Annotated in this window: 31 protein-coding genes and 1 tRNA gene; 13 read left to right on the top strand and 19 right to left on the bottom strand. The window is 68.8% G+C overall.

Annotation, left to right across the window (positions count from 1 at the left end; translation table 11 throughout):
- Positions 1-40: 40 nt before the first annotated feature.
- On the bottom strand, positions 41-586 hold the full coding sequence (locus tag Q344_RS0107375; RefSeq protein WP_308423315.1) for a DUF6446 family protein: 546 nt from the start codon (positions 584-586) through the stop codon (positions 41-43).
- Entirely contained in the window at positions 583-1521 is a 939-nt protein-coding gene (locus Q344_RS0107370) for a glycine--tRNA ligase subunit alpha (protein WP_028286121.1), read from the bottom strand. Before Q344_RS0107370 ends, Q344_RS0107375 begins: the two co-directional genes overlap by 4 nt.
- 155 nt (positions 1522-1676) lie before the next feature.
- Here Q344_RS0107370 and Q344_RS0107365 point away from each other — a divergent pair, with 155 nt between their 5' ends.
- From Q344_RS0107365 to glmM, 6 genes are all read left to right on the top strand, one after another.
- Complete coding sequence (locus Q344_RS0107365) at positions 1677-3476, top strand: serine protease (protein ID WP_028286120.1); 1800 nt, start codon at positions 1677-1679, stop codon at positions 3474-3476.
- 125 nt (positions 3477-3601) lie between these two features.
- Entirely contained in the window at positions 3602-6151 is a 2550-nt protein-coding gene (locus Q344_RS0107360) for a putative PEP-binding protein (protein WP_028286119.1), read from the top strand.
- Positions 6152-6311: 160 nt separating this feature from the next.
- The gene (locus Q344_RS0107355; RefSeq protein WP_028286118.1) at positions 6312-6947 is read left to right on the top strand and encodes a cell wall hydrolase; all 636 of its coding nucleotides are present in this window, start codon (positions 6312-6314) and stop codon (positions 6945-6947) included.
- 100 nt (positions 6948-7047) lie between these two features.
- Positions 7048-7968, top strand: coding sequence for a dihydroneopterin aldolase (locus Q344_RS0107350; protein ID WP_028286117.1), 921 nt, complete (start codon positions 7048-7050; stop codon positions 7966-7968).
- A complete protein-coding gene (gene folP, locus Q344_RS23355) occupies positions 7965-8969 on the top strand; it encodes a dihydropteroate synthase (protein WP_051630369.1) in 1005 nt (334 codons plus the stop codon). Before Q344_RS0107350 ends, folP begins: the two co-directional genes overlap by 4 nt.
- Complete coding sequence (gene glmM / locus Q344_RS0107340) at positions 8959-10305, top strand: phosphoglucosamine mutase (RefSeq protein WP_028286116.1); 1347 nt, start codon at positions 8959-8961, stop codon at positions 10303-10305. The genes folP and glmM overlap by 11 nt, the downstream gene beginning before the upstream one ends.
- A 278-nt stretch (positions 10306-10583) precedes the next feature.
- Here glmM and ilvC read toward each other — a convergent pair whose 3' ends face one another.
- Complete coding sequence (gene ilvC / locus Q344_RS0107335) at positions 10584-11606, bottom strand: ketol-acid reductoisomerase (RefSeq protein ID WP_028286115.1); 1023 nt, start codon at positions 11604-11606, stop codon at positions 10584-10586.
- A gap of 127 nt (positions 11607-11733) precedes the next feature.
- Here ilvC and Q344_RS0107330 point away from each other — a divergent pair, with 127 nt between their 5' ends.
- On the top strand, positions 11734-12189 hold the full coding sequence (locus Q344_RS0107330) for an Lrp/AsnC family transcriptional regulator (RefSeq protein WP_028286114.1): 456 nt from the start codon (positions 11734-11736) through the stop codon (positions 12187-12189).
- Positions 12186-12644, top strand: coding sequence for an Lrp/AsnC family transcriptional regulator (locus Q344_RS0107325; protein WP_028286113.1), 459 nt, complete (start codon positions 12186-12188; stop codon positions 12642-12644). Before Q344_RS0107330 ends, Q344_RS0107325 begins: the two co-directional genes overlap by 4 nt.
- A gap of 153 nt (positions 12645-12797) precedes the next feature.
- Here Q344_RS0107325 and Q344_RS0107320 read toward each other — a convergent pair whose 3' ends face one another.
- From Q344_RS0107320 to Q344_RS0107310, 3 genes are all read right to left on the bottom strand, one after another.
- Entirely contained in the window at positions 12798-14003 is a 1206-nt protein-coding gene (locus Q344_RS0107320; RefSeq protein ID WP_028286112.1) for a UbiH/UbiF family hydroxylase, read from the bottom strand.
- Between the two features lie 72 nt (positions 14004-14075).
- Entirely contained in the window at positions 14076-14315 is a 240-nt protein-coding gene (locus Q344_RS0107315) for a hypothetical protein (RefSeq protein ID WP_028286111.1), read from the bottom strand.
- 86 nt (positions 14316-14401) lie between these two features.
- Positions 14402-15070: a pyrimidine 5'-nucleotidase gene (locus Q344_RS0107310; protein ID WP_051630368.1), complete on the bottom strand. Its 669-nt coding sequence runs from the start codon at positions 15068-15070 to the stop codon at positions 14402-14404.
- Between the two features lie 107 nt (positions 15071-15177).
- On the opposite strand from Q344_RS0107310, the gene Q344_RS0107305 reads away from it, so the two are divergent.
- Positions 15178-15819 carry a GntR family transcriptional regulator gene (locus Q344_RS0107305; protein WP_028286109.1) on the top strand — a complete coding sequence of 214 codons (642 nt, stop codon included), beginning with the start codon at positions 15178-15180 and terminating at the stop codon, positions 15817-15819.
- Positions 15820-15845: 26 nt separating this feature from the next.
- Here the strand turns inward: Q344_RS0107305 and Q344_RS0107300 are convergent, their stop codons facing one another.
- Together Q344_RS0107300 and putA are read right to left on the bottom strand one after the other, a co-directional pair.
- Positions 15846-16592 (bottom strand): rhomboid family intramembrane serine protease, encoded by a 747-nt coding sequence (locus tag Q344_RS0107300; protein ID WP_028286108.1) that lies wholly within the window; start codon positions 16590-16592, stop codon positions 15846-15848.
- A 49-nt stretch (positions 16593-16641) separates the two neighbouring features.
- Positions 16642-20070 (bottom strand): bifunctional proline dehydrogenase/L-glutamate gamma-semialdehyde dehydrogenase PutA, encoded by a 3429-nt coding sequence (gene putA / locus Q344_RS0107295; protein WP_028286107.1) that lies wholly within the window; start codon positions 20068-20070, stop codon positions 16642-16644.
- Between the two features lie 104 nt (positions 20071-20174).
- On the opposite strand from putA, the gene Q344_RS0107290 reads away from it, so the two are divergent.
- From Q344_RS0107290 to Q344_RS0107280, 3 genes are all read left to right on the top strand, one after another.
- Entirely contained in the window at positions 20175-20657 is a 483-nt protein-coding gene (locus Q344_RS0107290; protein WP_028286106.1) for an Lrp/AsnC family transcriptional regulator, read from the top strand.
- A gap of 65 nt (positions 20658-20722) precedes the next feature.
- Positions 20723-21253, top strand: a complete 531-nt coding sequence (locus Q344_RS0107285; protein WP_336041623.1) for a tetratricopeptide repeat protein — start codon at positions 20723-20725, stop codon at positions 21251-21253.
- Between the two features lie 47 nt (positions 21254-21300).
- Positions 21301-21385 (top strand) — tRNA-Leu (locus Q344_RS0107280).
- 64 nt (positions 21386-21449) lie between these two features.
- Here the strand turns inward: Q344_RS0107280 and Q344_RS0107275 are convergent.
- From Q344_RS0107275 to Q344_RS25520, 10 genes are all read right to left on the bottom strand, one after another.
- A complete protein-coding gene (locus tag Q344_RS0107275) occupies positions 21450-22541 on the bottom strand; it encodes a tyrosine-type recombinase/integrase (RefSeq protein ID WP_084178325.1) in 1092 nt (363 codons plus the stop codon).
- Complete coding sequence (locus Q344_RS26065) at positions 22531-22713, bottom strand: hypothetical protein (protein WP_156954644.1); 183 nt, start codon at positions 22711-22713, stop codon at positions 22531-22533. Before Q344_RS26065 ends, Q344_RS0107275 begins: the two co-directional genes overlap by 11 nt.
- 181 nt (positions 22714-22894) lie before the next feature.
- Positions 22895-23101, bottom strand: coding sequence for a hypothetical protein (locus tag Q344_RS0107265; protein ID WP_028286103.1), 207 nt, complete (start codon positions 23099-23101; stop codon positions 22895-22897).
- Positions 23098-23340, bottom strand: coding sequence for a hypothetical protein (locus Q344_RS26335; RefSeq protein WP_169739182.1), 243 nt, complete (start codon positions 23338-23340; stop codon positions 23098-23100). Before Q344_RS26335 ends, Q344_RS0107265 begins: the two co-directional genes overlap by 4 nt.
- A complete protein-coding gene (locus Q344_RS0107260) occupies positions 23340-23615 on the bottom strand; it encodes a DUF2312 domain-containing protein (RefSeq protein WP_028286102.1) in 276 nt (91 codons plus the stop codon). Before Q344_RS0107260 ends, Q344_RS26335 begins: the two co-directional genes overlap by 1 nt.
- Before the next feature lie 114 nt (positions 23616-23729).
- Positions 23730-23945: a hypothetical protein gene (locus tag Q344_RS0107255; protein ID WP_028286101.1), complete on the bottom strand. Its 216-nt coding sequence runs from the start codon at positions 23943-23945 to the stop codon at positions 23730-23732.
- Positions 23942-24073 (bottom strand): hypothetical protein, encoded by a 132-nt coding sequence (locus Q344_RS26680; RefSeq protein WP_268238614.1) that lies wholly within the window; start codon positions 24071-24073, stop codon positions 23942-23944. The genes Q344_RS0107255 and Q344_RS26680 overlap by 4 nt, the downstream gene beginning before the upstream one ends.
- On the bottom strand, positions 24070-24354 hold the full coding sequence (locus Q344_RS0107245; protein ID WP_028286100.1) for a hypothetical protein: 285 nt from the start codon (positions 24352-24354) through the stop codon (positions 24070-24072). Before Q344_RS0107245 ends, Q344_RS26680 begins: the two co-directional genes overlap by 4 nt.
- Positions 24351-24689, bottom strand: a complete 339-nt coding sequence (locus Q344_RS0107240; protein WP_028286099.1) for a hypothetical protein — start codon at positions 24687-24689, stop codon at positions 24351-24353. The genes Q344_RS0107245 and Q344_RS0107240 overlap by 4 nt, the downstream gene beginning before the upstream one ends.
- Positions 24690-24908: 219 nt before the next feature.
- A complete protein-coding gene (locus Q344_RS25520; RefSeq protein ID WP_084178324.1) occupies positions 24909-25187 on the bottom strand; it encodes a helix-turn-helix transcriptional regulator in 279 nt (92 codons plus the stop codon).
- A 103-nt stretch (positions 25188-25290) separates the two neighbouring features.
- On the opposite strand from Q344_RS25520, the gene Q344_RS26790 reads away from it, so the two are divergent.
- Entirely contained in the window at positions 25291-25500 is a 210-nt protein-coding gene (locus tag Q344_RS26790) for a helix-turn-helix transcriptional regulator (protein ID WP_036538443.1), read from the top strand.
- A gap of 11 nt (positions 25501-25511) precedes the next feature.
- On the opposite strand, the gene Q344_RS0107225 is transcribed toward Q344_RS26790, so the two are convergent.
- Complete coding sequence (locus tag Q344_RS0107225; protein ID WP_156954643.1) at positions 25512-26405, bottom strand: hypothetical protein; 894 nt, start codon at positions 26403-26405, stop codon at positions 25512-25514.
- Positions 26406-26542: the final 137 nt, after the last annotated feature.

Genomic DNA, 26542 nt, shown 5'->3' with positions numbered 1-26542 from the left:
TCCCGTATCGGGCGAAATCGGTTTCGCCGGAGAGCTGCGATCAGGGCTTGAAGGCGGGGTCGTAGCCCTCGGGCGCGGGCGGGCAGCCCTCGGGGGCGGGGTTGCCGTCGAAGACGACCTCGCCGCAGGCATTGATCTGGTTCCAGGCCACGCCGCGGCCGTCGTCGAAGACGGCGACGACGCGGTCGATGCCGTAATGGACCTCCGCCACCGAGAGGTAGGACCGGGCCGATCCGTCCTCGAGCGCCGCGCCGACCTCGGCGGCATCGAAGCAGTCGAACCAAGAGGGCGCGACCAGCGGATCGGCGTCGGGGTAGGGCTCGTAGGCGGCGAGGTCGGGGGTGCCCATCTCGGTGGTGAAGCAGGCGCGGTAGCGGATCGGCGAACTGTCGGCGTCGATGGCGCGGAAATCGTCGTGGGCGATCGGTTCGGGCTCTTCGGCGCCGAGCGGGGTCAGCACCACGTCCGAGGCGCCGCGCGGCGCGATCTCGTCGTAGAAGGCGTAGACCTGCAGGTAGTAGATCGCGCCGCCCGTCAGCAGGGCGGCCACGACGATGAGGATGACGAAGAGGCGCCCGATGTTCACGCCGCCGTCTCCTCCGTCCAGCCGCCCGCCCGGGTGGTCACGAAGGCGTCGGCGCATTTCTTGGCGAGCGTCCGGACCCGGCCGATATAGGCCTGCCGTTCGGTGACCGAGATCACGCCGCGCGCGTCGAGCAGGTTGAACATGTGGCTGGCCTTGATGCACTGGTCATAGGCCGGATGCGCCATGACAATGCGCTTGCCGGTCTTCGGATCGACGGTGTCCTGCGCCAGGATCGCCTCGCACTCGGCCTCGGCCTCCTCGAAATGCCTCAGCAGCACCTCGGTGTTGGCCACGTCGAAATTCCAGCGGGAATATTCCTCTTCGGTCTGGCGGAAGACATCGCCATAGCTCAGCGCGATCGGCGCCTGCGGGTCGTTGTAGGGCATGTCCATCACGTGATCGATGCCCAGCACGTACATCGCCAGCCGCTCGAGCCCGTAGGTCAGCTCGCCCGACACGGGGTGGCAATCATGGCCGCCGACCTGCTGGAAATAGGTGAACTGCGAGACTTCCATCCCGTCGCACCAGACCTCCCAGCCGAGGCCCCAGGCGCCCAGCGTCGGGCTTTCCCAATCGTCCTCGACGAAGCGGATGTCGTGCATCTCCATGTCGATGCCGATGGCCGCGAGGGAGCCGAGGTAGAGCTCCTGCAGATCCGGCGGGCTCGGTTTGATGAGCACCTGGTACTGGTAGTAATGCTGCAGCCGGTTCGGGTTCTCGCCGTAGCGCCCGTCGGTCGGACGGCGGGAGGGTTGGACATAGGCCGCGGCCCAGGGGTTCGAGCCCAGCGAGCGCAGGGTGGTGGCGGGGTGGAAGGTGCCGGCGCCGACTTCCATGTCGTAGGGCTGCATGATCGCGCAGCCCTGCGCGGCCCAGTAGGACTGGAGCCTGAGGATGATCTCCTGGAAGCTTTTCGGTTTACTCGTCTCGGCCATCTCGTTCCTCGCCCGAAGCATCGGCGACTGCCTATGCGTTGCAGGGGTCAGCGTCAACAAATGGGGTGTCGCACCCGCACATTTCGGATGCGGCTGCCGCGGGATTTGATAAAACGGGTCAACCGAGCAAGAAAAGACAGACAGAGGCATTCCCCATGCATCGCATTCTCCTTTCGCTCGTTCTGGCGGTGACGCTTCTGGGACGGCCCGCCGTCGCCCAGGAGAACGTCTGGGTCCAGATCGAGGCGCAACCCACGCTGTCCGAGGCGCAGCGGGCCATCCGGCTTTACGCGCAGCGCCTGCAGGACGTGAACGGCTTCTCGCTGGACGGTGGCTGGTATGCCATCGCGCTCGGCCCCTATTCCCGCGACGACGCGGGCGAGGTGCTCCGGGTGCTTCGGAGCGAGGGCGCGATCCCGCGGGATGCCTATATCGCCTTCTCCTCGGCCTATCGCCAGCAGTTCTATCCCGTGGGCGCGGCACTGAACGATCCCGTGACGGCGACGGCCACGGAGCAGCCGGAGGTCGAGACGACGACCCTTCCGGCGCAGGGCAGCGAGCCTGGCGAAGAGCCGGCCGCCGAACCCGAGGCGACGGCGGCGGCCGAGGCCGAGCCCGAACGCCCCGCCATCCCCGACGAGAGCCCGGCCGAGGCGCGCCGCAGCGAGTCGCTGCTGAGCCGCGAGGAGCGGATGCAGCTGCAGGTGATGCTGCAATGGGCGGGCTTCTACGACGCCGGCATCGACGGTGCCTTCGGGCGCGGGACGCGCAGCTCGATGGCCGATTGGCAGCAGGCCAACGGGTTCGAGCCGACCGGCGTCCTGACGAGCTACCAGCGCAACCAGCTCGAGACGCAGTACAATTCGGTTCTCGACGGGCTCGGGGTGAAGCTGGTGCGTGACGACAAGGCCGGGATCGAGATCAAGATGCCGACCGAGGTGGTCGCCCTGAAGGATTACGAGGCGCCGTTTGCGCATTACGATGCCTCGACCGACCTGCCGGCGCGGGTGATCCTGGTCTCGCAGGAGGGCGACCGCAACACGCTCCGCGGCCTCTACGAGATCATGCAGACGCTCGAGATCGTGCCCGAACAGGGCGAGCGCCAGCGCCGCGACACCGCCTTCACCATCGAGGGCCGGAACTCCCGGATCGTGTCGCACACCGAGGTGTCGCTCGACGGCGGGGTCATCAAGGGCTTCACGCTGGTCTGGCCGGTCGACGACGAGGAGCGCCGGACCCGGTTGCTCGATGCCATGCAGACGAGCTTCCGCACCCTCCCGGCCGTCCTTCCGGCCTCGGCCGGGCTGGACGAGGGGCAGAGCGTCGATCTGGTCTCCGGGCTGCAGGTGCGCCGTCCTGTCAAGTCGCGCTCGGGCTTCTATGTCGACGGGCAGGGCACCGTGGTGACCGTGGCCGAGGCGGTGAATGCCTGCGGCCGGGTCACCATCGACCACGACATCGAGGCGCAGGTCCTCAGCAGCGATGCAGACACCGGCCTGGCCGTGCTGCGCCCGACGGGGCAGGTGGCACCGATCGCGGCGGCGACCTTCTCGGGGGGCGTGCCGCGGCTGAAATCGGACGTGGCGGTCGCCGGCTATCCCTACGAGGGCGTGCTGAACGCCCCCACGCTGACCTTCGGCCAGCTCGCCGACCTGCGCGGTCTGAACGGCGAGGAAAACGTCCGCCGCCTTGCGCTGGCCGCGCAGGCGGGTGACGCGGGCGGTCCGGTCTTCGATGCCGGCGGCGCGGTTCTGGGCGTGCTCCTGCCGCCCGTCGAGAGCGCGCAGAAACTGCCCGAGGACGTGAGCTTCGCTGTCGACGCCGGCGCCGTGCGGCAGGCGCTGAGCGCGGCGGGCGTGGAGGCGGCCACCGGCGAGGGCGGCAGCGCCCTCGACCCCGAGGACCTGATCCGCATCGCCGAAAGCATGACCGTGCTGGTGAGCTGCTGGGACTGACGAGCGCTCTGCGCCTCCCGCGTCCGGGTGACGCAGGGGGCGCACACTTTGGGTCACCGTCCAATCGACGCTTGCGCCATGAGGCGCGGGGCGTATTGTTCGGCAATTCCTGAAAGGGTGCCGCAGTGCAGCAGAAGCCGTCCGAACCCGCCCTCATCACGCCGACCGCGGAGATCGCGGTGGCGACGCATGGCGGCCGGGCGAAGTGTCTTCAGCGCCTCGTCCGGCTCGACGTGCCGGTGCCGCGCACGGTGGCCCTGTCGTTCCGCGAAGTGAAGGGGATCGCCCAGGGCGAGATGCCCGACATGGCGAAGCTGCTCGAACCCTTCGGAGAGACCCCGCTGGTCTGCGTCCGGCCCTCGTCCGAGGATCCGGACTGGGGCGGGCCGAGCGCGATCCTGAACATCGGGCTCAACGATCGCTCCTTTGTCGAGCTGCGCGACAGTATCGGCGCCGAGGCCGCGACGCGGCTCTACCTGCGCTTCGTGCAGGCCTATTCGATCAATGTCGCCCGGCTCGATCCCGACATGTTCGACGACATCGACCTTGCCGGGCAGGAGGGGCTCTCGGCCGCGCTGAGGGCCTACGAGGAAGAGACCGACGAACCCTTCCCGCAGGACCCCGCCGTGCAGCTCGCGGCCGTGCTCAGGTCGATGGCGCGCGCATGGGAGGGGACGACCGCCCGGCTGCTGCGCCAGGCCAAGGGCGCGCCCGCGGATGCGGGGCTGGGGCTCGTGGTGCAGGAGATGGCGCTCGGGCTGGGGCAGGGGGAATGCGGCTCGGGCGTGATCCAGCTGGTCAGCTCGGCCACCGGCAAGCCCGCGATCACCGGACGCTACCGCAGCCAGAGCCAGGGCCGCGAGGCGCTCAGCAGCGAGGCCGGGTCGGTGTTCCTCGCCAGGGACCCGCGCGGCCCCTCGCTCGAGGATCAGGCGCCCGAGGCCTTTGCCCAGCTGATCGAATACACCCGGATGATGCGCGTGCGCCTGCGCGAAGAGATGCAGACCGAATTCACGGTCGAGAACGGCAAGGTCCACGTGCTCGACGGCGTCCGCATCCGGCGCTCGTCCCGCGCGGCGGTGCAGATCGCCGTTGCGCTGGCGCAGGAGGGGATCATCCCGAAGGAAGAGGCGCTGCTCAGGGTCGAGCCGCGGGCGCTGAACGAGATGCTGCACCGGCAGGTGGACCCCGACGCGCCCCGCGACGTGGTGGGCCGCGGCATCGCCGCCAGTCCCGGTGCCGCCTGCGGGCGCATCGTCTTCTCGGCCGAGGCCGCGCAGGCCGCCGCCGCGCGCGACGAGCCCTGCGTTCTGGTCCGGCGCGAGACCACGCCCGAGGACATCCGCGGCATGCATGCCGCCGCCGCCGTGCTCACCGAGCGGGGGGGCATCACCTCGCACGCCGCGGTGATCGGGCGTGGGCTCGGGCTGCCCTGCGTGGTCGGGGCCTCGGACATGAAGTTCTCGGTCTCCAAGCAGCGGCTGACGGCGCCCGACGGCCGGGTCTTCAAGGCGGGCGACATCATCACCGTGGACGGCACCTCGGGCCAGATCCTCGCGGGCGATCCGCCGCTGCTCGAGGCGATCCAGGACGAGGCCTTCCAGTCGCTGATGACCTGGGCCGACGAGGTCCGCGACATCGGCATCCGGGCCAATGCCGACACGCCGGCGGATGCCCAGACGGCACGCAACTTCAACGCGCAGGGCATCGGGCTCTGCCGGACCGAGCACATGTTCTTCGACGTGGACCGGCTCACCGTGATGCGCGAGATGATCTTCGCCGACGGCGAGGCCGACCGCCGTGCCGCGCTCGACCGGCTGCTGCCGATGCAGCGGGGCGATTTCATCGAGCTTTTCCGCATCATGCAGGGCCAGCCGGTCTGCATCCGGCTCTTCGATCCGCCGCTGCATGAATTCCTGCCCTCCGACAGCGCGGGGATCCGCGAACTGGCCGAGGCGCTGGACCTGCCGCGCTCCGACGTCGAGCGCCGGGTCGAGGCGCTTTCGGAATACAACCCCATGCTGGGCATGCGGGGTGTCAGGCTCGGCGTGACCGTGCCCGAGATCTACGAGATGCAGGCCCGCGCGATCTTCGAGGCGACCGTCGCCGCTTCGCGCGAAGGGGCCCCGGTGGTGCCCGAGATCATGATCCCGCTGGTGAGCGCGCGTCGCGAGGTCGAACTGGTCAAGACCCGCATCGACGCCATTGCGGCTGCCGTGCGGAACGAACGCGGCAGCGATTTCACCTACCGGCTGGGCGTGATGGTCGAGACGCCGCGCGCGGCGCTCAGGGCGGGCGAGATCGCGCCCTTCACCGCCTTCCTGTCCTTCGGGACGAACGACCTCACCCAGATGACCTATGGCCTGTCGCGGGACGACGCGGGACGCTTCATGTCGGACTACGTGAAGAAGGGGGTCTTCCCCGAGGATCCCTTCCACATGCTCGACATCGACGGGGTGGGCGAGCTGTTGCAGATCGGCGCCACACGGGGCCGCGCCGCACGGAAGGATCTTGTCCTTTCGGTGTGCGGGGAACACGGTGGAAATCCCGAATCGATCGCCTTCTGCAGGCGCGCCGGGTTCGATTATGTCAGCTGCTCACCCTTCCGGGTGCCGGTCGCACGGCTTGCGGCGGCGCAGCTTGCCGTACGGGACAGACTGGATCCCGAAAATTAAAATTCCGCAAATTCAATGTGATAGTGAATCGCATCGGCGGAATCTCGCAAGAAGCCCTAAAGCATGGAACCCGCCCGGGTGGACCCGTTGGCGAAACTTCGTTAGCCGTCGTCCCCGGTCGCTCATTGGGGGAGCGTCTGGGAAGGGACAGTAATCGGCTATGCGGATCATCAATGCGATGCTCATCCTGTGCGCGCTCACAGGAATCGCGCGTGCAGAGACGCCTCTGGATGCAACTTTGAGGCAAGAGAGTAAAGGGCTCAGTGCCCTCTCCGAAGGGACTCTGGACGCTCTGTTGCAGACACCCATCGACAACCGTCTGGAGATGGGCACACCGATCGTGGAATACTCGCGGCAATGGCTCGCGCGGCAGCCCCGCGCGTCCGGCGACGACCAATGGGCCTGCCTCGCAGAAGCGCTCTATTTCGAGGCGCGTGGCGAGACTGTGAAGGGCCAATTCGCCGTCGCCGAGGTCATCCTGAACCGTGTGGAAAGCCCGGCCTTCCCGAATTCGATCTGCGGCGTTATCCACCAGGGCACCGGCAAGAAATACGCCTGCCAGTTCACCTACACCTGCGACGGGGTCGAGGAAGTGATCCGCGAGCCGCGCGCCTACCAGCGCGTCGCCAAGGTCGCCGCCGCGATGCTGGCCGGTGCGCCGCGCGCGCTGACCGACGGGGCCACCTATTACCACACGACCCACGTGAAGCCCCGCTGGGCGAACCGCTTCGCCAAGACCGCCTCCATCGGGGTGCACGAGTTCTACCGCAAGCACACCCAGGTCACCTCGAACTGAGCTCCCGGCCGGCCGCAAATCGCGGCTGGCCTGCCGCTTCCGGGCCTGATAGCCCGGTGCCCGTGTGACAAGAGGCGGGGACCATCCGAGTGAGGCGGGCATGAGCGATCGCATTAGTCAGGCCTTCGGCCACCCGCTGGCACGGGCCGTGGCGCTCTCGGGCGACGACCCGCTCGACCGGATCTCGGTGCGCGATCACGTCACCGAGGTCGAGATCGGCGCCTTTCAGAGCGAACGGGGCGCGACCCAGCGACTGCGCTTCAACATCGTCGTCGAGGTGGCGCGCAGCGACGCGCCGGCCGAGGACGACGTCGACCGCATCCTCTCCTACGACAAGGTGACCGAGGCCATCGCGACCGAGCTGCACGCCGAGCGGCTCAACCTGCTCGAGACGCTGGCGGAGCGGATCGCGCTTCGGGTTCTGCATGAGCCGCTGGCCGTAAGGGTCTATGTCCGCATCGAGAAACTGGACCGGGGTCCCGGCGCGCTCGGCGTCGAGATCGTGCGGTCGCGCGACGATGCGCCCCTGGCGGCCGAAGAGGCGTACGAGGAGGGGCTGCACCCGGTGGTCGTGCATCTCGGGCCCGAGGCGGTGGTGTCGCCGGAGCTGACGGGCTGGCTCGACCGGCTCGCGGCGGGCGGCGCGCCCGTCATCCTGACGCTGGGCCTGCCGGACGGCGCGCGGCCGCGCAGCGCGGCGCGGCTTGCGCAGCGGCGGATCGACCTGCTGGCGATCGAGCAGAACGCATGGGTTCTGGCGGGGCGCGACGCGCGCTGCGTGGTGGTGAACACCCGGACGGAACTCGACTGGGCGATGAAGCACGGGCAGATCTCGGTCTGGGCGCCCTCGAAGATCGTGCTCGATGCGGTCGAGGGGCCGGGGGCCGCCGTCCACGACCCGGTGGCGCTGGCCGCATGGTTCGCCGGGCTGATGGATGCGCGCGAACTGGTGGTCGTTGGCGCCGAGCCGCCCAAGGCGCCGGTGCCGGTGCGCGCCGCCGCCGTCGAGGCCGGGCCTTGAGCCGGGCCTTCCCGCGGGCGCAGACCGGCCTGCCGCGGCCCCGGGACGCGCTGCCCCTCGCGGGCAGCCGGGCGGTCTGGTGGCGGGAGATGGCGGCCGGAGAGGCGCTCCGCGCGCCCGATGCGCAGGAACGGGCCGCGTTCTCGGCCGCACCTGCCGAGATCTGCGGCCTGACGCTCGACCGCCCGCGCATCATGGGCATCCTCAACGTCACGCCCGACAGCTTCTCGGACGGCGGGCGCCACTTCGCCCACGAGGACGCCGTGGCTCGCGCCCGCAGCATGGCGGCGGAGGCCGACATCCTCGACATCGGCGGCGAGAGCACCCGGCCCGGCGCGCGCGAGGTGCCCGTGGCCGAGGAGATCGCCCGCACGGCCCCTGTGATCCGCGCGATCCGGGAGGCGGGCATCGGGACGCCCATCTCGATCGACACGCGGAAGGCGGCGGTGGCGGCGGCGGCGCTCGACGCGGGCGCGGACATGGTGAACGACGTGACGGCCCTGCGGTTCGACCCGGAGATGGCGGCGCTGGTCGCCGAGCGCGACGTGCCGGTCTGCCTGATGCATTCGGTCGCCGACCCCGAGACCATGCAGCAGCACGCCCGCTACGACGACGTGGTGGCCGAGGTCCATGACCATCTTGCCGAACGCATGGAGGCCGCGGCCTCGGCGGGCATCGCGCCGTCGCGGATGATCGTCGATCCGGGCATCGGCTTCGGCAAGGTGCTGGCCCACAACATCGCCCTCCTGCAGGCGCTGAGCCTCTTTCACGGGCTCGGCGCGCCCCTCCTGCTCGGTGCCTCGCGCAAGCGGTTCATCGGCACGCTCGGCGGCGCCGAGGATGCGGCGGCGCGGATGCCCGGATCGCTCGCCGTGGCCTTGCACGGGGCGGCGCAGGGGGTGCATATCCTGCGGGTGCACGACACGGCCGAGACGCGACAGGCCCTCGGGCTGTGGTCGGCACTGGCGGGACAGGAAGAAGGAGTGGCCCATGGGGCGTGATCTGTTCGGAACCGACGGGGTGCGGGGCCTTGCCAACACCCATCCGATGACCGCCGACACGGCGCTCCGGATCGGCGCCGCCGCCGGGCGCTATTTCCGGCGCGACCGCGGGCGGGCGCACCGGGTGGTGATCGGCAAGGACACGCGGCTTTCGGGCTACATGTTCGAGAACGCGCTGACCGCGGGGCTGACCTCGACCGGGATGAACGTCCTGCTGCTCGGCCCCGTGCCGACGCCCGCCGTGGGGCTGCTGACGGTCTCGATGCGGGCCGATCTGGGGGTGATGATCTCGGCCAGCCACAACCCGGCCGAGGACAACGGGATCAAGTTCTTCGGCCCCGACGGCTTCAAGCTGTCGGACGCCGCCGAGGAAGAGATCGAGCGCATGGTCGCCGAGGGCGTGGAGCCGGCGCAGGCCGGCAACATCGGCCGTGCCAAGCGCATCGACGAGGGCCGCTTCCGCTACATGGAGCGGCTGAAAGCGACGCTGCCGCACGGGATGCGGCTGGACGGGGTGAAGGTCGTCGTGGACTGCGCCCACGGGGCCGCCTACCGGACGGCGCCCGACCTGCTGTGGGAGCTCGGCGCCGATGTCGTGCCGCTCGGGACCGCGCCCAACGGGTCGAACATCAACGACAAGTGCGGCTCGACCCACCCCGATGCCTGCGCGGCGGCGGTGGTGGCCCATGGCGCGGACCTCGGCATCTGCCTCGACGGGGACGCGGACCGGGTGATCCTGATCGACGAGACCGGCCGCGTGGCCGACGGCGACCAGGTGATGGCGCTGCTCGCTTCGCGCTGGTCCGAGGAGGGGCACCTGAAGGGCGGCGCGCTGGTGGCGACGGTGATGTCGAACCTCGGCCTCGAACAGTTCCTGCGGGCGCGCGGGCTGCGGCTGGAGCGGACCAAGGTCGGCGACCGCTACGTGGTCGAACGGATGCGCGAGGGCGGCTTCAACCTGGGCGGCGAGCAGTCCGGTCATATCGTGATGACCGATTACGCCACCACCGGCGACGGGCTGATGGCCGCGCTGCAATTCATCGTGGCGATGGTGAAGACCGGCAAGCCCGCCTCGGCGCTTGCCGCGCAGTTCGACCCGGTGCCGCAGATGCTGGAGAACGTGCGCTATGCCGCGGGCAGCGATCCCCTGGGGGCCGAGGCGGTGCGACAGGCCATCGCCGCGGGCGAGCGGCGCCTGGCGGCGAACGGGCGGCTGGTGATCCGGAAGTCCGGCACCGAGCCGCTGATCCGCGTGATGGCGGAATGCGAGGACGAGGGGCTGATGCGGGAGGTCGTCTCGGGAATCGTCGCGGAAGTCGAAGCGGCGGGCGGTTGATCCTGCCGCCGGCACCCTCGGACCCCTCGTCTGCTTCCGGATGCCGGCCGATGGTCCCGAAATGTCCCGGCCGCGGACGAGCCGCCATCCCGAGCTGCCGGAACGGGCGGGGCTCCCGAGCACGCAGCGCCCGCGGAAAAGGGCCTGGTGCCGGCGGAACGATGCGGCGCGCGGCAATTGCGCGGCGGGGCGCCGCGAGACGCTCGGGATCCCCGTGACGCCAAGCGAAAGGGGCGGCGCCCTGCGGCACCGCCCCCTCGACTGACATCCCGCAGGGATCAGTTCTTTTCCTTGTCGACCATCTTGCCGGCCGAGATCCAGGGCATCATCGCCCGGAGCTTCTCGCCCACCTGTTCGATCTGGTGCTCGTCGTTCAGGCGGCGCGTGCCCTTGAAGTAGGGCTGGCCTGCGGCGTTCTCCTGCATGAAGTCCCGCACGAACTTGCCGGTCTGGATGTCGCGCAGAACCGCCTTCATCCGGGCCTTGGTCTCGTCGTAGGGCAGGATGCGGGGGCCGGAGACGTATTCGCCGTATTCGGCGGTGTTCGAGATCGAGTAGTTCATGTTCGCGATGCCGCCCTCGTAGATCAGGTCCACGATCAGCTTCACCTCGTGCAGGCACTCGAAATAGGCCATCTCGGGCGCGTAGCCGGCTTCCACCAGCGTCTCGAAGCCCATGCGGATCAGCTCGACGAGGCCGCCGCAGAGCACGGCCTGCTCGCCGAAGAGGTCGGTCTCGCATTCCTCGCGGAAGTTGGTCTCGATGATCCCCGAACGGCCGCCGCCGATGGCGGAGCAATAGGAGAGGCCGATCTCGAGCGCGCGGCCCGAGGCGTCGTTGTTCACGGCCACGAGGCAGGGCACGCCGCCGCCCTTGGTGTATTCGCCGCGCACGGTGTGGCCGGGGCCCTTCGGCGCCATCATGATGACGTCGACGCCGGGCTTCGGCTCGATCAGGCCGAAATGCACGTTCAGGCCATGGGCAAAGGCGATCGCCGCGCCCTCGCGCAGGTTGTCGTGGACGTGCTCCTTGTAGGTCGCGGCCTGCAGCTCGTCGGGCATGGTGAACATGATCAGGTCGCACCAGGCGGCGGCCTCGCTGATGCCCATGACCTTCAGGCCCTCGGCTTCGGCCTTCTTGGCGGAGGGCGAGCCGTCGCGGAGCGCGATGACGAGGTTCTTGGCACCGCTGTCGCGCAGGTTCAGGGCGTGGGCATGGCCCTGGCTGCCATAGCCCAGGATCGCCACCTTCATGTCCTTGATCAGGTTGATGTCGCAATCGCGATCATAATAGACACGCATGTCTCTCTTCCTTCCTTGTTATGGTGCGCAGCATAGGAGCTGCGGGCGAAACCGGGTTGCAAATATTGCCGGTTTGCGGTCATTTGCGAGAAATCTATTCGCCATGAGCGCTCTGCCCGAAAATACCATGCTCGACGACAGCGACCGCCGCATCCTGCGGCACCTCCAGGCCGATCCGACCGCCAGCGCGGCGGAGCTGGCCGAGCGCGCCGGCCTCAACCCCGCCACCTGCTGGCGCCGGATGGAGAAGCTGCGCGAGGCGGGCGTGATCCGCGGCATCCGCTCCGACATAAACTGGCGCGCGCTCGGCTACGAGGTGGAGGTCTCGCTCAGGATCACCCTCGACAAGACCGCCGCCCGCGCCTTCGACGACTTCACGGAGGCCGCGCGCAAGGTGCCCGAGGTGCTCGAGATCCAGACCTTCCTCGGGCAGGTCGACGTCCGGCTCGGGGTGATCGCCCGCGACATGCTCCATTACAAGGAGATCTACCGCGACCGCATCCTGACCCTCCCGCATATCCTCGACATCGAGGCGCTGATGCACATCGCCCGGCTGAAGGACGAGGAGGCGCTGCCGATATGATCGCGCTTGACGAAACCGACCGGAAGCTCCTCCGCCTCATGGCCGAGGACGCGGGCGCGGGCGCGGGTGCCCTCGGCCGGAAGATCGGCCTGTCCCAGCCCGCCACCTGGCGCCGGATGAAACGGCTGGAGGAGGCGGGCGCCATCCGCCGCCGCCGCGCCGATCTCGACCTCGCGAAGCTCGGCTTCGGGGTGACGGTCTTTCTCGGCGTGAAGATCGCCACCCGCGGCCGCGTCTCGGTCGAGGATTTCGAACGCGCGGTCTCGGCCATCCCCGAGGTGCAATCGGTCGAGCATATCCTCGGGCTCTACGACTACCGCCTGAGGGTGACGGCGCGCGACATCGCCGATTTCGAGCGGGTGCTCAGGCGCAGGATCATGACGCTGCCCGGGGTGGCGAGCGTCGATGCGAACGTGCTGCTCTCGGAGGAACGCCTGCCGGGTCCGCTTGGCTGAGACCCGGGGGCCTTGCCCCCGGACCCCCAGGATATTTGTGGCAAGAGGAAGTTTGGGGCGCCGTCCCGGTTTCCGCTTCTTGTCGTGCGGGGCGAATGGCGATGCCGGTCCCCTCGGCAAGAACGGAGGAACGGCGCCGGGGGCGCCTCCGGCTCAGGCCCCGCCGCGGGCGCCGAGGCCCATCTGCATGAGCATCCGCCGGACCGGGGCCGCGCCGTAGAGCGCCGAGAGACCCGCCGCGCGGAGGTCGCGCAGGGGCTGGGCGTGGACCTGGCTCGCCCGGTTCAGCATGTCGATGCCGGTGGCGCGGATCGCCACCTCCGTGTGCCGCGCGCGGTGATAGGCGTCGAGCACCTCCGCGGCGCCGGGATCGTCGCGCGCCGCCACCGCGAGGTCGCGCAGCGCGCGCAGATCGCCCAGCGACATGTTCAGCCCCTGCGCCCCGATCGGCGGCACCACATGCGCCGCCTCGGCGATCAGCGCAAGGCGTTGGCCCGACATCCGCTCGGCCACCTGGGTGACGATCGGCCAGACCGCGCGCGGGGTTTCCAGCCGCAACGGCCCGAAGAGCCCGCAGGAGCGCTCCATCAGCGCCGCCTCGAAGGGCGCAGGCTCGAGCGCCGCGAGGCGCAGCGCCTCGGCCCCGTCCTCCATCCAGACCACGGCCGAGGCGGGGCGGCCGTCGCGGTCGGGCAGGGGCACCAGCGTGAAGGGCCCGCCCGAGCGGTGGATCTCGGTCGAGACATTCTCGTGCGGGATCGGATGCGTCACCGCGAAGGCCAGCGCCTTCTGGCCGTAGCGCGTCACCTTCACCCCGATCCCCGCCGCCTCGCGCATCGGCGAGCCGCGACCGTCGGCGGCGATGACGAGCTTCGTGCGGACCTTGCTGCCGTCGGAAAGCGTCACCCGCGCCTCGCGGTCCCGGGTGAAGAGCCCGGCCGTGCCGGTGCCCGGGCGGAATTCGACAGTCTCCAGCGCCGCGATGCGGGCGACCATCTCGCGCCGCAGGAGCCAGTTGGGCAGGTTCCAGCCGAAGGGCAGGTCGCCGATCTCGGAGGCGGCGAAGTCGCGGACCTGCCGCGCCTCGGCGCGTTCGCCGCCGGCATCGACGATCCGCATGATCCGGAGCGCCGCGGCATGGGGTGCCAGTGCTTCCCAGAGCCCGGCCTCCTCGAGCAGGCCGCGGGCGGGCTGGAGGAAGGCCGTGGTGCGCTGGTCGGCGCCCGCGGCCGCGCCGTCCGTCACCGGCGGCGCGGGGTCGAGGCAGAGCACCCGGAAGCCTTCGGTCCCGAAGAGGCAGGCCGCGGTCAGCCCGGCGACGCCGCCGCCCGAGATCACGATGTCGTAGTCGAATGTCATCCGGCGTCTCCCTTGTCCGGGCCTCTCACGCGGCGGACCATGTCCCGGGCGGCGGCCCGGGGCAAGTCGTCCTCAGCCGCCGACCGTGATCATGAGCAGCACGACGAAGATCACCGGCGTCGCCGCCACCGCGGTCAAGCCGAGCGCGACAAGGCCCCAGGTCTTCACCGCGAGCACCAGCAGCGTCACGACGATCAGCAGGAAATACCAGATATTGCCGTGGAAATCGCGGGCAAGGTCACGGGCGAACCAGCCAAGCACGGGCAGGCGGTAGAACAGGCCGCGGGGGGCGTCGGGGGTGGCATGGGTCATGGTGGGCTCCGGTCCGGGGATACGGGCCTCCAGATAGGGGCGGACCGGGCGCGCGGCAAAGCGTCGGAATGCCGCGCGGCAGACTGTCAGACGATGCGGCGGAGGAAGGCGCCCAGGTCGTCGGTATGGTGATGGATGTGCTCCGCGGGCGCGGCCTCTGGCGCCACGTGCACGGTCCGCAGCCCCATCTCGTGCGGCGCGGCGAGGTTGCGCGCGTCGTCCTCGAACATCGCGGCGGCGCCCGGCGTCAGCCCGTCGAGGCCGAAGACGATGTCATAGGCCGCGCGGTCGGGCTTGGGCTGGAAGTTCGCGTGCTCGACCCCGTAGATCGCGTCGAAGAGCCCTTCGAGCCCGCGCGCCGCGACCACCCGTTCGGCATAGGGCGCGCAGCCGTTGGTGTAGACGATCTTGCGGCCGGGCAGGGCGCGGATGCCCTCGGCCAGCGCCGCGTCGCGCTCCAGATGCGTCAGGTCGATCTCGTGCACCCGGTCGAGGTAGGGCCCCGGCTCCACCCCGTGCAGCCGCATCAGCCCGGCCAGCGTCGTGCCGTGGTCGCGCCAGTATTCGTGGCGCAGGCGGTTCGCCTCTTCCTGCCCGACGCCGAGCGCCTCCATCACGAAATCGGTCATCCGCACCTCGATCTGGTCGAAGAGCCGGGCCTCGGGCGGATAGAGCGTGTTGTCGAGATCGAAGACCCATGTCGTGACATGGGAAAACAGCGGCACGAGGTCGATGGCGAGGGGGGCGTTGGTCATGGCCGCAAGCTATGCCCCGCGGGGCGAGGGGGCAAGCGGCGCCTTGCCGGGGGGCGGCCCGCGCGGCTAGGGTCGCGCAAACGAACGGAAAAAGGAATGCCGGCCTCATGAAGACCCCGCCGAAAGACGCCTATTCGCTGATTCTCGAGGCGATCGACACGGGGCTCTACAAGCCCGGCGACCGGCTGGTGGAGAGCGAGCTGGCCGAGCGCTTCGGGGTCTCGCGCACGCCGATCCGCGAGGCGCTCCAGCGGCTCGAGACGCAGTCGCTGCTGGCCCGCGACGGGCGTTCGCTGATCGTCGCCTCGCTCGATCACAACCAGCTCGCCGAGCTCTATGTCGTGCGTTCCGAGCTCGAGGCGCTGGCGGCCCGGCTCGCCGCGCGTCACGCGACCGAGGAGGAGGTCCGCGTGCTGACCGACATGGTGGAGGCGGACCGCGCCCATCTCGGCGATCCGGGCGCGCTGTCCCGCGCGAACCGGCGGTTCCACAAGCAGATCCACCTCGCCTCGCACAATCGGTTCCTGGTCCAGCAGCTGGACCTCGTGCACCGCTCCATGGCGCTCCTGGCGACCACGTCGCTTGCCGCGCGCGGCCGGGACGAGGTGGCGCTGGCCGAACACGGCGCCATCGTCGATGCGATCCGCGACCGCGACGAGGGCCGGGCGGGAGAGATGCTGCGCAAGCACATCAGCCAGGCCTTCGTGACCCGGCTGAAGCTCGATTCGGAAACCGCCGCGACCGAGTGATCGCGCCGCCGGTCCGGGGCACGGTCTCAGCGGCGGCGTCGGACGGTCGGCACACGCGACGGCGACAGCGCGTATTGCGCCTCGGGGTGGGGCGGGCGGCCGTGGGTGCGGCTCCAGAAGGCGGGGCCGCCGAGCCTGAGGAAGAGCGGCAGGGCCAGCACGATGCCCGCCACGAAGCCGCCCGCATGGGCAAGGTAGGCGACGCCCCCCACGTCCGGATCGGCGCCGAAGCTGTTGAAGACCTGCAGCGCGAACCAGACGCCCAGCATCAGCCAGGCGGGGATCGGGATGATCCGGAAGAAGACGATGATGATGACCAGCACGTCGACCTTCGCCCTGGGGAACAGGAGGAAATATCCGCCCATCACCCCCGCGATGGCACCCGAGGCGCCGACGACGGGAACGTAGGTGCCGGGGGCGGAGAGGTATTGCGCGAGCCCGGCGGCAATCCCTGCGGCGAGGTAGAAGGCGAGGAAGGGCAGGTGGCCCATCTCGTCCTCGAGGTTGTCGCCGAAGATCCACAGGAACAGCATGTTGAAGGCGATGTGCAGGAAGCCGCCATGCAGGAACATGGAGCTCAGCAGCGTGAGATAGCCGTCGCCCGCCGAAAGCCGGGCGGGAATCATCGCCCATTCGGCATAGAATTCGTTGATCGCCGCCAGATCCGTCTGCAGCGGCAACGTCAGCAGGAAGACCGCGACGTTCGCCAGGATCAGGGCGTAGGTGACGAGGGGCCTTCGCCCTGACGGGTTGTGATCGCGCAGCGGAAACATGCGCAGACGCTAGGCGAAAGCCCCGGGGCGTCAAGCGAATTGGGCGCGGTCAGGACATCCCTCCGAGCAATGCGGCATTGCCACCGGCCGCCGTCGTGTCGACGCAGAGATGGCGCTCGTGCAGGACGTGGCCGGTGTCGGGGCGCCCGGTCACCAGCGGGACGAGCGGTCCTGTCCGCGCGGCGAGCGCCTGGTCGAGGGCGCGCGCGGTATCCGAATTGCCCCACCACAGGACGCTCGAGAGGGTCGGCAGTTCGGTGAGCGCCTCCGGTGCGACCGGCCCTTCGGCCCGCCAGGCGACGCCGCCGAGCGCCTCGACCGCGCGGGCCTGGGCCGCGACGGTCGAGGCCCCCGGGCCGAGGCAGAGCACGCCCGGGCGGGGCAGGGTGCTCAGCACGTTGCTCTCGCCCGTGGGGCCGGGCAGCGGCAGGCGCCCCGTGACGCCCTCGGGCAGGTTGGGCGGCGCGGGAAGCCTGCGCGGCGCGTCTGTCTCCCAGCCGGTCGCCGCGGGGGCGGAATGGCGCTGGAACCGGGTCAGGTAATGCGGCCCGCCCGCCTTGGGACCGGTGCCGGACAGGCCCTCGCCGCCGAAGGGCTGCGATCCGACGATGGCGCCGATCTGGTTGCGGTTGACGTAGATGTTGCCGGTGCGGATGCGCTCGGCCACGTGCTGGACCCGGTCGTCGATCCGGGTCTGCAGCCCGAAGGTCAGCCCGTAGCCCGTGGCATTGACCGCCTCGACCACGGCGTCGAGCTCGTTCGCCCGGAAGGTCGCGACGTGCAGCACCGGGCCGAAGACCTCGCGGTCCAGATCCGCGATGCCCGGGACGCGGATCAGCGCGGGAGCCGAGAAGGACCCGGCCCCCGGAACCGCGATCCGGTGCAGCAGCCGCCCCTCGGCCTCGGCCTTCGCGACATGCGCGTCGATATCGGCCTGCGCCTCGGCGTCGATCACCGGCCCCAGGTCGGAGGAGAGCTGCCAGGGATCGCCCGGGGTCAGCGCGTCCATCGCGCCCTTCAGCATGGTCAGGATCGTGTCCGAAACCTCCTCCTGCACGTAGAGGCAGCGCAGCGCCGAGCAGCGCTGCCCGGCCGACTGGAAGGCCGATTCCACCACCGCCTGCACCGCCTGTTCCGGCAGCGCCGTGCTGTCGACGATCATCGCGTTGAGCCCGCCGGTTTCGGCGATCAGCGGCGCGCCGGGGGCGAGCGACCCGGCCATCGCGCGGCGGATCGCCCGCGCCGTGTCGGTCGATCCGGTGAAGGCCACCCCGCCGACCCGCGGGTCCGAGGTCAGCGCCGCCCCGGTCTTCCCGTCGCCCGGCAGGGACTGGAGCGCGCTGCGCGGCACGCCCGCCTCGTGCAGGAGCGCCACGGCGAGGTCCGCGATCAGCGGCGTCTGCTCGGCCGGTTTCGCCAGCACCGCGTTGCCCGCCGCCAGCGCGGCCGAGACCTGCCCGGTGAAGATCGCCAGCGGGAAGTTCCAGGGCGAGATGCAGGTGAAGGTGCCGACGCCCTCGCCCTCGGGCGCGTTGGCGCCGTAGTAGCGCAGGAAATCGACCGCCTCGCGGATCTCGGCCACTGCGTCGGGCAGGGTCTTGCCGGCCTCCCGGGCGAGCAGGGCGAAGATCTCGCCGTAATGCTCTTCGTAGAGGTCGGCGGCCCGGGAGAGGACGGCGCCCCGCTCGGCGGGTGTCGCATCCCAGGGCCGCGCGGCGTTCAGCGCGGCCTCGACCGCGCCGGGCGTTGCCCAGGCGACGCTGCCTGTCGCCGATCCGTCAGCCGGGGAGGTCACCGGGCGCTCCGGCCCGGGCGCCGCGTCGTCGGCGAGGCGGGGCACCGCGCGCCAGCGGGTCTCGCGGAACGGCGCCCGGGCGGCGTCGATCGCGGCGAGGGTGGGCGCATGGGTCAGATCCCAGCCGCGCGAGTTCGGACGCTCGGGCAGGAAGAGCTCCGGCCCCGTCGGCAGGGTCGGCAGCTCCGCCTCGAGCGCGGCGAAGGGATCGCCCACGACCTCCTCTGGCGGGATCTCCTCGTTGACGATCCGGTTCACGAAAGAGGAATTCGCCCCGTTCTCGAGAAGCCGCCGGACGAGATAGGCCAGCAGGTCCCGGTGCGCGCCCACGGGGGCATAGATGCGATGCCGGGTCTCCTGCGCCTCATGCACCATGTCGTGCAGCGCCTCGCCCATGCCGTGCAGGCGCTGGAATTCCCAGGCCTCGCGCGGGACGCCTTCGGCCATGTGCAGGACCGCCGCCATCGTATGGGCGTTGTGGGTGGCGAATTGCGGATAGATCCGGTCCGTCATCCCGAGCAGTTTCCGGGCATTGGCGAGATAGGAGATATCCGTCGCCGGTTTCGAGGTGAAGACCGGGAAACCGTCCAGCCCCGCCACCTGCGCCCGCTTGATCTCGGTGTCCCAGTAGGCGCCCTTCACCAGCCGGACCATGATCCGCCGGTCGAGCCGCTCCGCCAGCCCGTGCAGCCAGTCGAGCACGAAGCCGGCCCGCGGCCCGTAGGCCTGCACCACCACGCCGAACCCGTCCCAACCGTCGAGCGAGGGATCGGCCAGCACCGCCTCGATCACGTCGAGCGAGAGCGAGAGGCGGTCGGCCTCCTCCGCGTCGATGTTGAGCCCCATGCCGGCCGCCTTCGCCTGTTGCGCGAGGGTCAGGAGGCGGGGGGCGAGGACCTCCATCACCGCGTCATGGTGCGCGACCTCGTAGCGCGGGAAGAGCGCCGAGAGCTTGACCGAGATGCCGGGATTGTCCCGCACGTCCCGTGACGTGCAGGCCGACGCTATGGCGTCGATCGCGTCGGCATAGGCCTTGGCGTAGCGCTTCGCGTCGGGCTCGGTCCGGGCGGCCTCGCCCAGCATGTCGTAGGAATAGGTGTAGCCCTTCGCCTCCATGCCCGCGGCGCGTTTCATCGCGGCGCGGATGTCCTCGCCCAGCACGAACTGGCGCCCCATGACCTTCATCGCCTGGCCGACCGCGCGGCGGATCACCGGCTCCCCGAGCCTGCGGATCGCGCCGCGCAGGTGCCCCGCAGGCCCCGGCGCCGCGTCGCGCAGCACCCGGCCCGTCAGCATCAGGCCCCAGGTGGAGGCATTGACCAGCGGCGAGGACGCCTTGCCGAGGTGCTTCGCCCAGTCCGACGGTGCGATCTTGTCCTCGATCAGCGCGTCGATTGTGTCGGCGTCGGGCACCCGGAGCAGCGCCTCGGCCAGGCACATCAGCGCCACGCCCTCCTCGGTCGAGAGGCCGTATTCCGCAAGGAAGGTCTCCATCAGCCCCGGCCGGGCCTCGGAGCGCAGGGCGCGGACGAGCCTGACCGCATGGTCCCCGATCGCGCGCCGGTCGTCGGGCGAGAGACCCGCGGCTGCGGCCAGCTGCGGCACCATTGCGGGCCCGTCGTGGATCGCATCGTCGATCCGGGTGCGAAGGTCTCGGGGAGCGCGGGACAGCGGGGCCTGCATGGGAATCTCCTGTTCTTTCGGACAGAATATCAGCTATCACGAAGGACGATGGCCCGATCCCGGGGCATCTCAAGCACCATTGACCTTATTTCGGGGGCAGACACGTGACGGATGATCCGCAGGGGCCGGCAGAGCTCGACCGGCACGATCGCGCGATCCTCTCGGTGCTCGCGGCCGAGGGGCGGCTGCCGGTGGCGGATGTCGCCCGGCGCATCGGGCTGTCGAAATCGCCGACGCAGGCCCGGCTGAAGCGGCTGGAGGCGGAGGGCGTGATCACCGGCTACCGCGCCCAGATCGACGCGATCCGGCTGGGGCTGGACCACGTGGCCTTCGTGGAGGTGCGTCTGCGCGACACCTCCGAGACCTCGCTCGCGGCGTTCAACGCGGCCGTGTCCAAGGTGCCAGAGATCGAGCAAGCCCATATGATTGCCGGGAATTTCGACTACCTGCTGAAGGTCCGCACCGCCTCGATGAGCGATTACCGCCGGGTGCTGGCCGAGGCGATCTCGACCCTGCCGAACGTGGCGGGCACTTCCACCTTCGTCGCGATGGAGGCGGTGAAGGACGAGGTGGTTTCAGGATTGTGATCCGCCCGCCGCCGGCGTGAACTTGATTTTAACTGACGTAGGGGCAGGCTTGGGGCATGCGACTGATGATGGTCCTTCTCCTGGCGTTCGCGCCTCCCGCCCTGGCCAGGGAGTGTCCGGTTCCCGCCGATCATTCGGCGCGGATTTCGGCGCTCCTCGAACAGGTGCGGGAGGCCGACACCGCGCAGGAGGCGCAGCCGATCACCAATGCCATGTGGGAACTGTGGTCCCAGGCGCCGGACGAGGCCGCCCAGGCGGTGCTCGACCGCGGGATGGCCAAGCGCGCCGGGTTCGACCTGCTGGGCGCGATCGCGGATTTCGACCGGCTGATCGCCTATTGCCCGACCTATGCCGAAGGCTACAACCAGCGCGCCTTCGCCCGCTTCATCCGGGGCGATTATCCGCAGGCGCTGGCGGATCTCGACCGGGCCATCGACCTGAACCCCCGGCATGTCGCCGCGATGGCCGGGCGCGCGCTGACGCTCATGGGGCTCGGCCAGGTGGAGGAGGGGCAGGCCGCCCTGCGTGCCGCGCTCGCGCTGCACCCCTGGTTGCCCGAACGCCGCATGCTGATCGATCCGGGAGAGGACCTGTGATCGCGCCTTTTCCCCGACCGAGCCTTCCGATAACGTCCGCCGGACCTGCCCGCGTGGTGGAATGGTAGACACAGGGGACTTAAAATCCCTAGGCCTTGTGCCGTGCCGGTTCGAGTCCGGCCGCGGGTACCATAGCAAGTACATTGCCCATACTTAACTGCCGAAAGTGCCCCACGAAATAGTAGCGTGGGGCACTTTACCATTCCAGCCCCCTGAGAGCGTCCATCGCATCGGCGCTCAGAATCCGCCGCTGCGCGCTCTCTGTGTAGATCGCGGTTGTGGCCGCCTTCGAATGGCTGAGGATCGCCCCAACCTGCTTGTCCGAGCACCCGGCCTCGCTGAGCAGGGTGGCCATGGCTTTGCGCACGCCGTGCGAGGATCGCTCCTCGAGCCCCGCCTGATCGCACCAGCGGCGCACCCGTGTTCTGAGCGTCTCGGAATTCTTGAAGGGCCGGCCGCGCTCATTGAGGATGTAGGCCTCCCCCTGAACCGTCATGCCGCGCGTGGCGCGGAGGAGGGGCGGAAGGATAGGCAGGGAGACCTTTCTGGAGCCCTTCTTCCCTGGTTGCCATTCGAGCCAGACCTGGCCAGCGTCCGCCACCTCGTGCTTGCGGCCAAGCCATATGGCATCGCCGATGCGCGTTCCCGTAAACATCAGCAGAGTGAGGTAGAGGTGCGCCATTGTTCCGGGCGGATGGCGCTCGCGATACTTCCGGAGGTCGTCCGCCGTCCACGGTTTCGCGCCGCCCTTGCCCCGATGAATCTTGGCGATGCCGGCGAGAGGGTTGGCTTCCAGCAAACCGAGTTCGATGGCGAAGGCGTACATTGAACGGGCGGCCTTCATCATGTTGTCGGCCTCGGCCGGAGTGGCGGCCATCGCGTTTCGGACCCGAATGAAGGCATCGGTGGGCATGTCCAGGTGCAGGTCACTGTAGGCATCGCCGTCAGCATCGGAGAACCGACAAAGACGGGTCAGCAGGCTCCGGCGCTGCTTCAGCGTCAGCGGGGAAGCGTTGCCGCCCGCGACCAGGCGCTCGAGGTAGGCGAGATACTCGTGCCGGAGCCAGCCGAGACTCTTTTCAGCGCCGGTGCTCTTCTCCTCGGCCCACTTCTGCCCGGCGCGCGCGGCCCAGTAGTGGTTCAGGAAATTGTGGTGCTCTGGGCCGACCGGAATGGTCGTCTTCTTGCGCTTGTCGCCCTCTTTCCGGACGATGTTTCTGACGTTGCCAGAGGGCAAACGCTCTTGATACCAGCCCGGAAAATCGTGCTTCACGCTCTCAGCCTGCATTGTAACGCTTAGGCTCTCCACGTTGCTGGGTTTCGGACTTGCTGTCCACCGGGCAGGTGATCTCGATTGACCCGTCGGGGCCGACACGTACTCCCGCCACGACGAGACCACACGCCTTCGCCGCCTCGACGGCGCGCGTGATCTCTGCCTTGGTGAAGCGCGCTTTGCCCATTGTCAGTATTCCATCGACCGATCGGTTGAGGTCAGCTTTGAGATCATAACGTGTCCTCCACGCCGAACCGGGGGAAGGGGATCATGGTCATACCAGCACCCAGACGACGATGCCGATCACGCCCAACCAGAACGCGGCGGAGGCGTATAGAAGCCAGCGGGGCAACGCGAGGGCGGGCCGATCATCCATCGTCTCGCTCCGTCATCCGGGCGCCGACGAAGATCAGCAGCTGGTCGGCGTGGTCGTCGCAGAGGTCGGCCGAGAACTCGCTGAAGGTGACCTCGATGTCGTCGGTCTCGAAGGTCGGGACCGAGTGCCACGTGTCGAACTTCAGCGTTCGCCGCCTGGCCGTTTCCCCGCACCCGGGGTGGTCGCAGATGATGCTCATGACCAGGGCTCCCGCGGCAGAGACACCGGTGCGCTGGCGGGTACGCCCGATGTCGTGGAGAGGTAGGGCACGTCCACGACGCGGATGTCCGGCCGGTCGCGGCGCGTGCGCGCGGCAGAGCAGGTCCGGCATCCGCAGTGATCCGGATCGTGCATATGGTGCCAGCAGACGCCGGCGAGGCTGTTCAGGTGGACCCCTTCGGTGCAGCCCGGCGCGCGGAAATTGTGAGAGCGGCGCATCAGGACATCCCCAAGGCTTCTTTGTACATTTCGAGCACCGCCTCTTCCTCGGCGATGTCGTCCTTGTCGCGCTTGCGCAGCGCGATGACCTTGCGCATGACCTTGGTGTCGTAGCCGCGGGCCTTTGCCTCCGCCATGACTTCCTTCTGCTGGTCGGTCAGGTCCTTCTTCTCGGCGTCTAGTCGCTCGATCCGCTCGATGAAGCTGCGGAGCTCGTTGGCGGTGACCCGGTAGGCCGCATCCTTCACCTCCTCGTCGGCGGGGGTGTTTTTCATGGGCGTCTTGATCTGTGCGTTCATGCTTGGGAATCCTCGGGTCAGGTTGCCCCCGCGGGGCACGATGGGATGCTGCCGCCGCGGGGGATCCGCACCATTGCGGAGGGTGAGGGCTCAGAAGAGCCCGTGGTCGAGCAATCGGTCGGTCGGTCGGAAGACGTCGGTGCAGGTCAGCACCACGAAATCGGCGTTGGTCTTAGCGGCCATGTCGATCGCCGCGCGCTTGGCCGAGAGGTAGCTCTGGTAGAGCTGTTTCGGCTCGGGCTTGGCATTCGGATGCGTCGGCTTCCGGCAGATCATCCAGAACGTCTCTTCGGGGAGCGCCTTCACTGGGGGGCCTCTACAGTCATCGCCCGGGTCGAGGCGATCTCGGCCATCTGCGGCCCTGAGTTCCCGGCGACCGCGATCGCAAAGATCCCGGCGACCGACCAGCCAAAGGCGAGGGCGAAGGCCTTCATGCCGCCAACCCCTCTTCTTCCTGAAGCGCGCGCTCCATGCGAAGCACGGTCGCGATCCAGTGCCGGATCGCGCTCTCGGCCGTGTCGCCGGACTGCGATATGCCGAAGAGCGAAACCTCGACATCGTGCGGTCCCCAGCTGTTCTGGGAGGGCAGGACGAAGGTCCCGCCGGATTGCACGGCAGCGGCCTCGACGGCCTCAAAGCGGGCTGCCGGATCGAGTGTCTCGAGCGCGGCCGCGAAGGCGAGGCGATGAGCTCGGATGCAGGGGATCACGTTCATGCCGCATCGCCCCCCGTCGGATCGGCGCCGCGGCCGATCATGGCGCGGACCTTTGAGAGTGCGCTGAGGCGGTAAGGTTCGATCTGCTCCGCCACGTGCGAGCCGCCCCAAGGCAGCGGGATCACGTCGCAGGGTGTCGTCTCATCGACCGTCATCAGGTGCGAGGGGATGAGGCGCTCCGCGGCCTCGCGGCTGATCGGATGGCCCTGCACTTCCTTCAGTCGGAACCAGGCATCCTGCACGTTCCACGGGTAAGCGACAGCGCGGGCCGGGTCGCAGACCGCCGCGCGGGCGCTGTCGAGGGAGAGGTTCGGCTGGGCGAGGTGGTCTCGCATGGTGGTGCCTCCATCGGGTGTCGATGAGGGCAAATATCCGTTTGACGTATCATTCTGTCAATACGTAAAACGTATAAAGCACAAACCGACGCCAGCTAGCGTCAGGCCGTGGTAGAGGCGGTGGAGTGCGAACAGGAAGGGATTGGGTTCAAATGGGGGAGTATCGACGGCAGATTTGGGCCGCACTTCAATATCTTGAGGATGGCTGCGAGGAATCAGCTATTTCTGATCGCCGCCGAGAAGCGTCAGAAGCGCGGCTTGCCGTTCGGGCGAGGCTTCTCGAAAGCCTTGAAGAAGCCGCTGCTCCAGCTCGGGAAGGCCGAAGAGTTCGACCACGCTGACGTCGAGAGCGTCTGCGATATTTCGTGCAACTGCCAGGGAGGGGTTGTTGACCCCTTTTTCAATCCTGGAGATCGTTGCTTGCTTCACGCCGACCTTGTGGGCGAGTTCCGCCTGGGACATGCGCTTCGACTTACGGATCTGGTAAAGGTTCTTCATGCGCGACTTATGATCGGGTCTGGTTCACTGGAACAGACCTCCATGCGTATAAATATTCGCGTGGCGTATTGACTGATTTAATACGTCGTGAGTATATCGACGCATGTTGCGTCTCGCCGAATATCTCCGCTCTGCCGAACTGACCCAAGCTGCATTCGCAGAGAGGGTGGGTGTGAAGCAGCCCACCGTCCACCGCTGGCTCAAGGGTGAAGCCCGGCCAAGCTGGAGGGTGGCCGAAAGGATTGCCGTGACCACCGGTGGCGCGGTCCCGGTTGCGGCATGGGCCGAACAGCCCGACGAGAGCGCCGCATGACCCGGACCTGTTCAGTGGAACCTCTTCTGCTCTGCCTGCTCAACCAGGGTGCGGACGTTATGGGTCTGCAGCTGGCCGACCTCAGTATAGAATTCCGCTTCCCCAAAGTGCAGCGCGCCATCGGCGATGATGACGTCGCGCAGAGCCTCGGCCAGGCGCTTGAACCTGACGCTGTCCATTCGTCTCACATTGGCGAGGTGCGTCGGCAGCGACTTTCGCGTCGGGTGCATCTTTCGGATGAGCACGGTCATCGCGTCAAGTTCATCAAGGCCGACCCCAGTCCCCGTGACGAGGTGATCGACTTCGTCCTCGACCCAGCGGCAGATCACATCGAGTTCCTCGGGATGAAAATCGTTGTCGGCAGTGGCGGCGAGCACAAGAAGGGAGAGCGGCGCGCGCAGCATCTCCCGCATCTCCCTGGCCGCGATGACGGCCGAGGATACCGGCGTCGGACCGGGCTCCCGCGGCGCCAGATAGTCGGCGGTCTCAACCGGCGCCAGCGCCTCAAGGTCCACCAGCAGGATGTCTCGAAAGAAGGTGCTGGTTTCGATGATCTCGCCGTCATCGTGGTTGATGAAGCAATCGATCCGATCGCACCGAAAGGCTCGGAAGGCCTTCTTCTCGTGGCAGATGGCATGCAAGACGGGCCCGTTCGGGCCGACGACGATCGCGCGCAACGTGATCCGTCGGCGGCTGTGCCGCCCCTTCCCGTCGATGTAGTCGATCAGGGTGAAGACCTCTTCCAGAGCGATGCGTCCGTCCTCGTCCGGGGTCTCCATTTCAGGCTCGTCGGGCGTCACTGGGTCCGGCGGCATCACCTGCTTCCGGTCCTGAAACACCGGTGCGGGTGGAACGTCACTCGCTTCTGTTGCGGCGCGGTCGATCAGCCAATTCAGCAGTCTCATCATCTCCCCCAGGTTGGCTCTGGTAGGAGCATGACGCGATTCCGCGTCACCTGCCAAGACGAAAGGGACGCCGCCTGATGTCTCTTCAACCTCCTTTTTCGCCCGCGGCATCCCTCTCATGCCTCCACACTGCCACC

Source organism: Pseudooceanicola nanhaiensis DSM 18065 (genome assembly GCF_000688295.1).
Classification (GTDB): domain Bacteria; phylum Pseudomonadota; class Alphaproteobacteria; order Rhodobacterales; family Rhodobacteraceae; genus Pseudooceanicola; species Pseudooceanicola nanhaiensis.
Note: the sequence above shows the minus strand (reverse complement) of the source record. Positions and strands in the feature narration are given on the sequence as shown.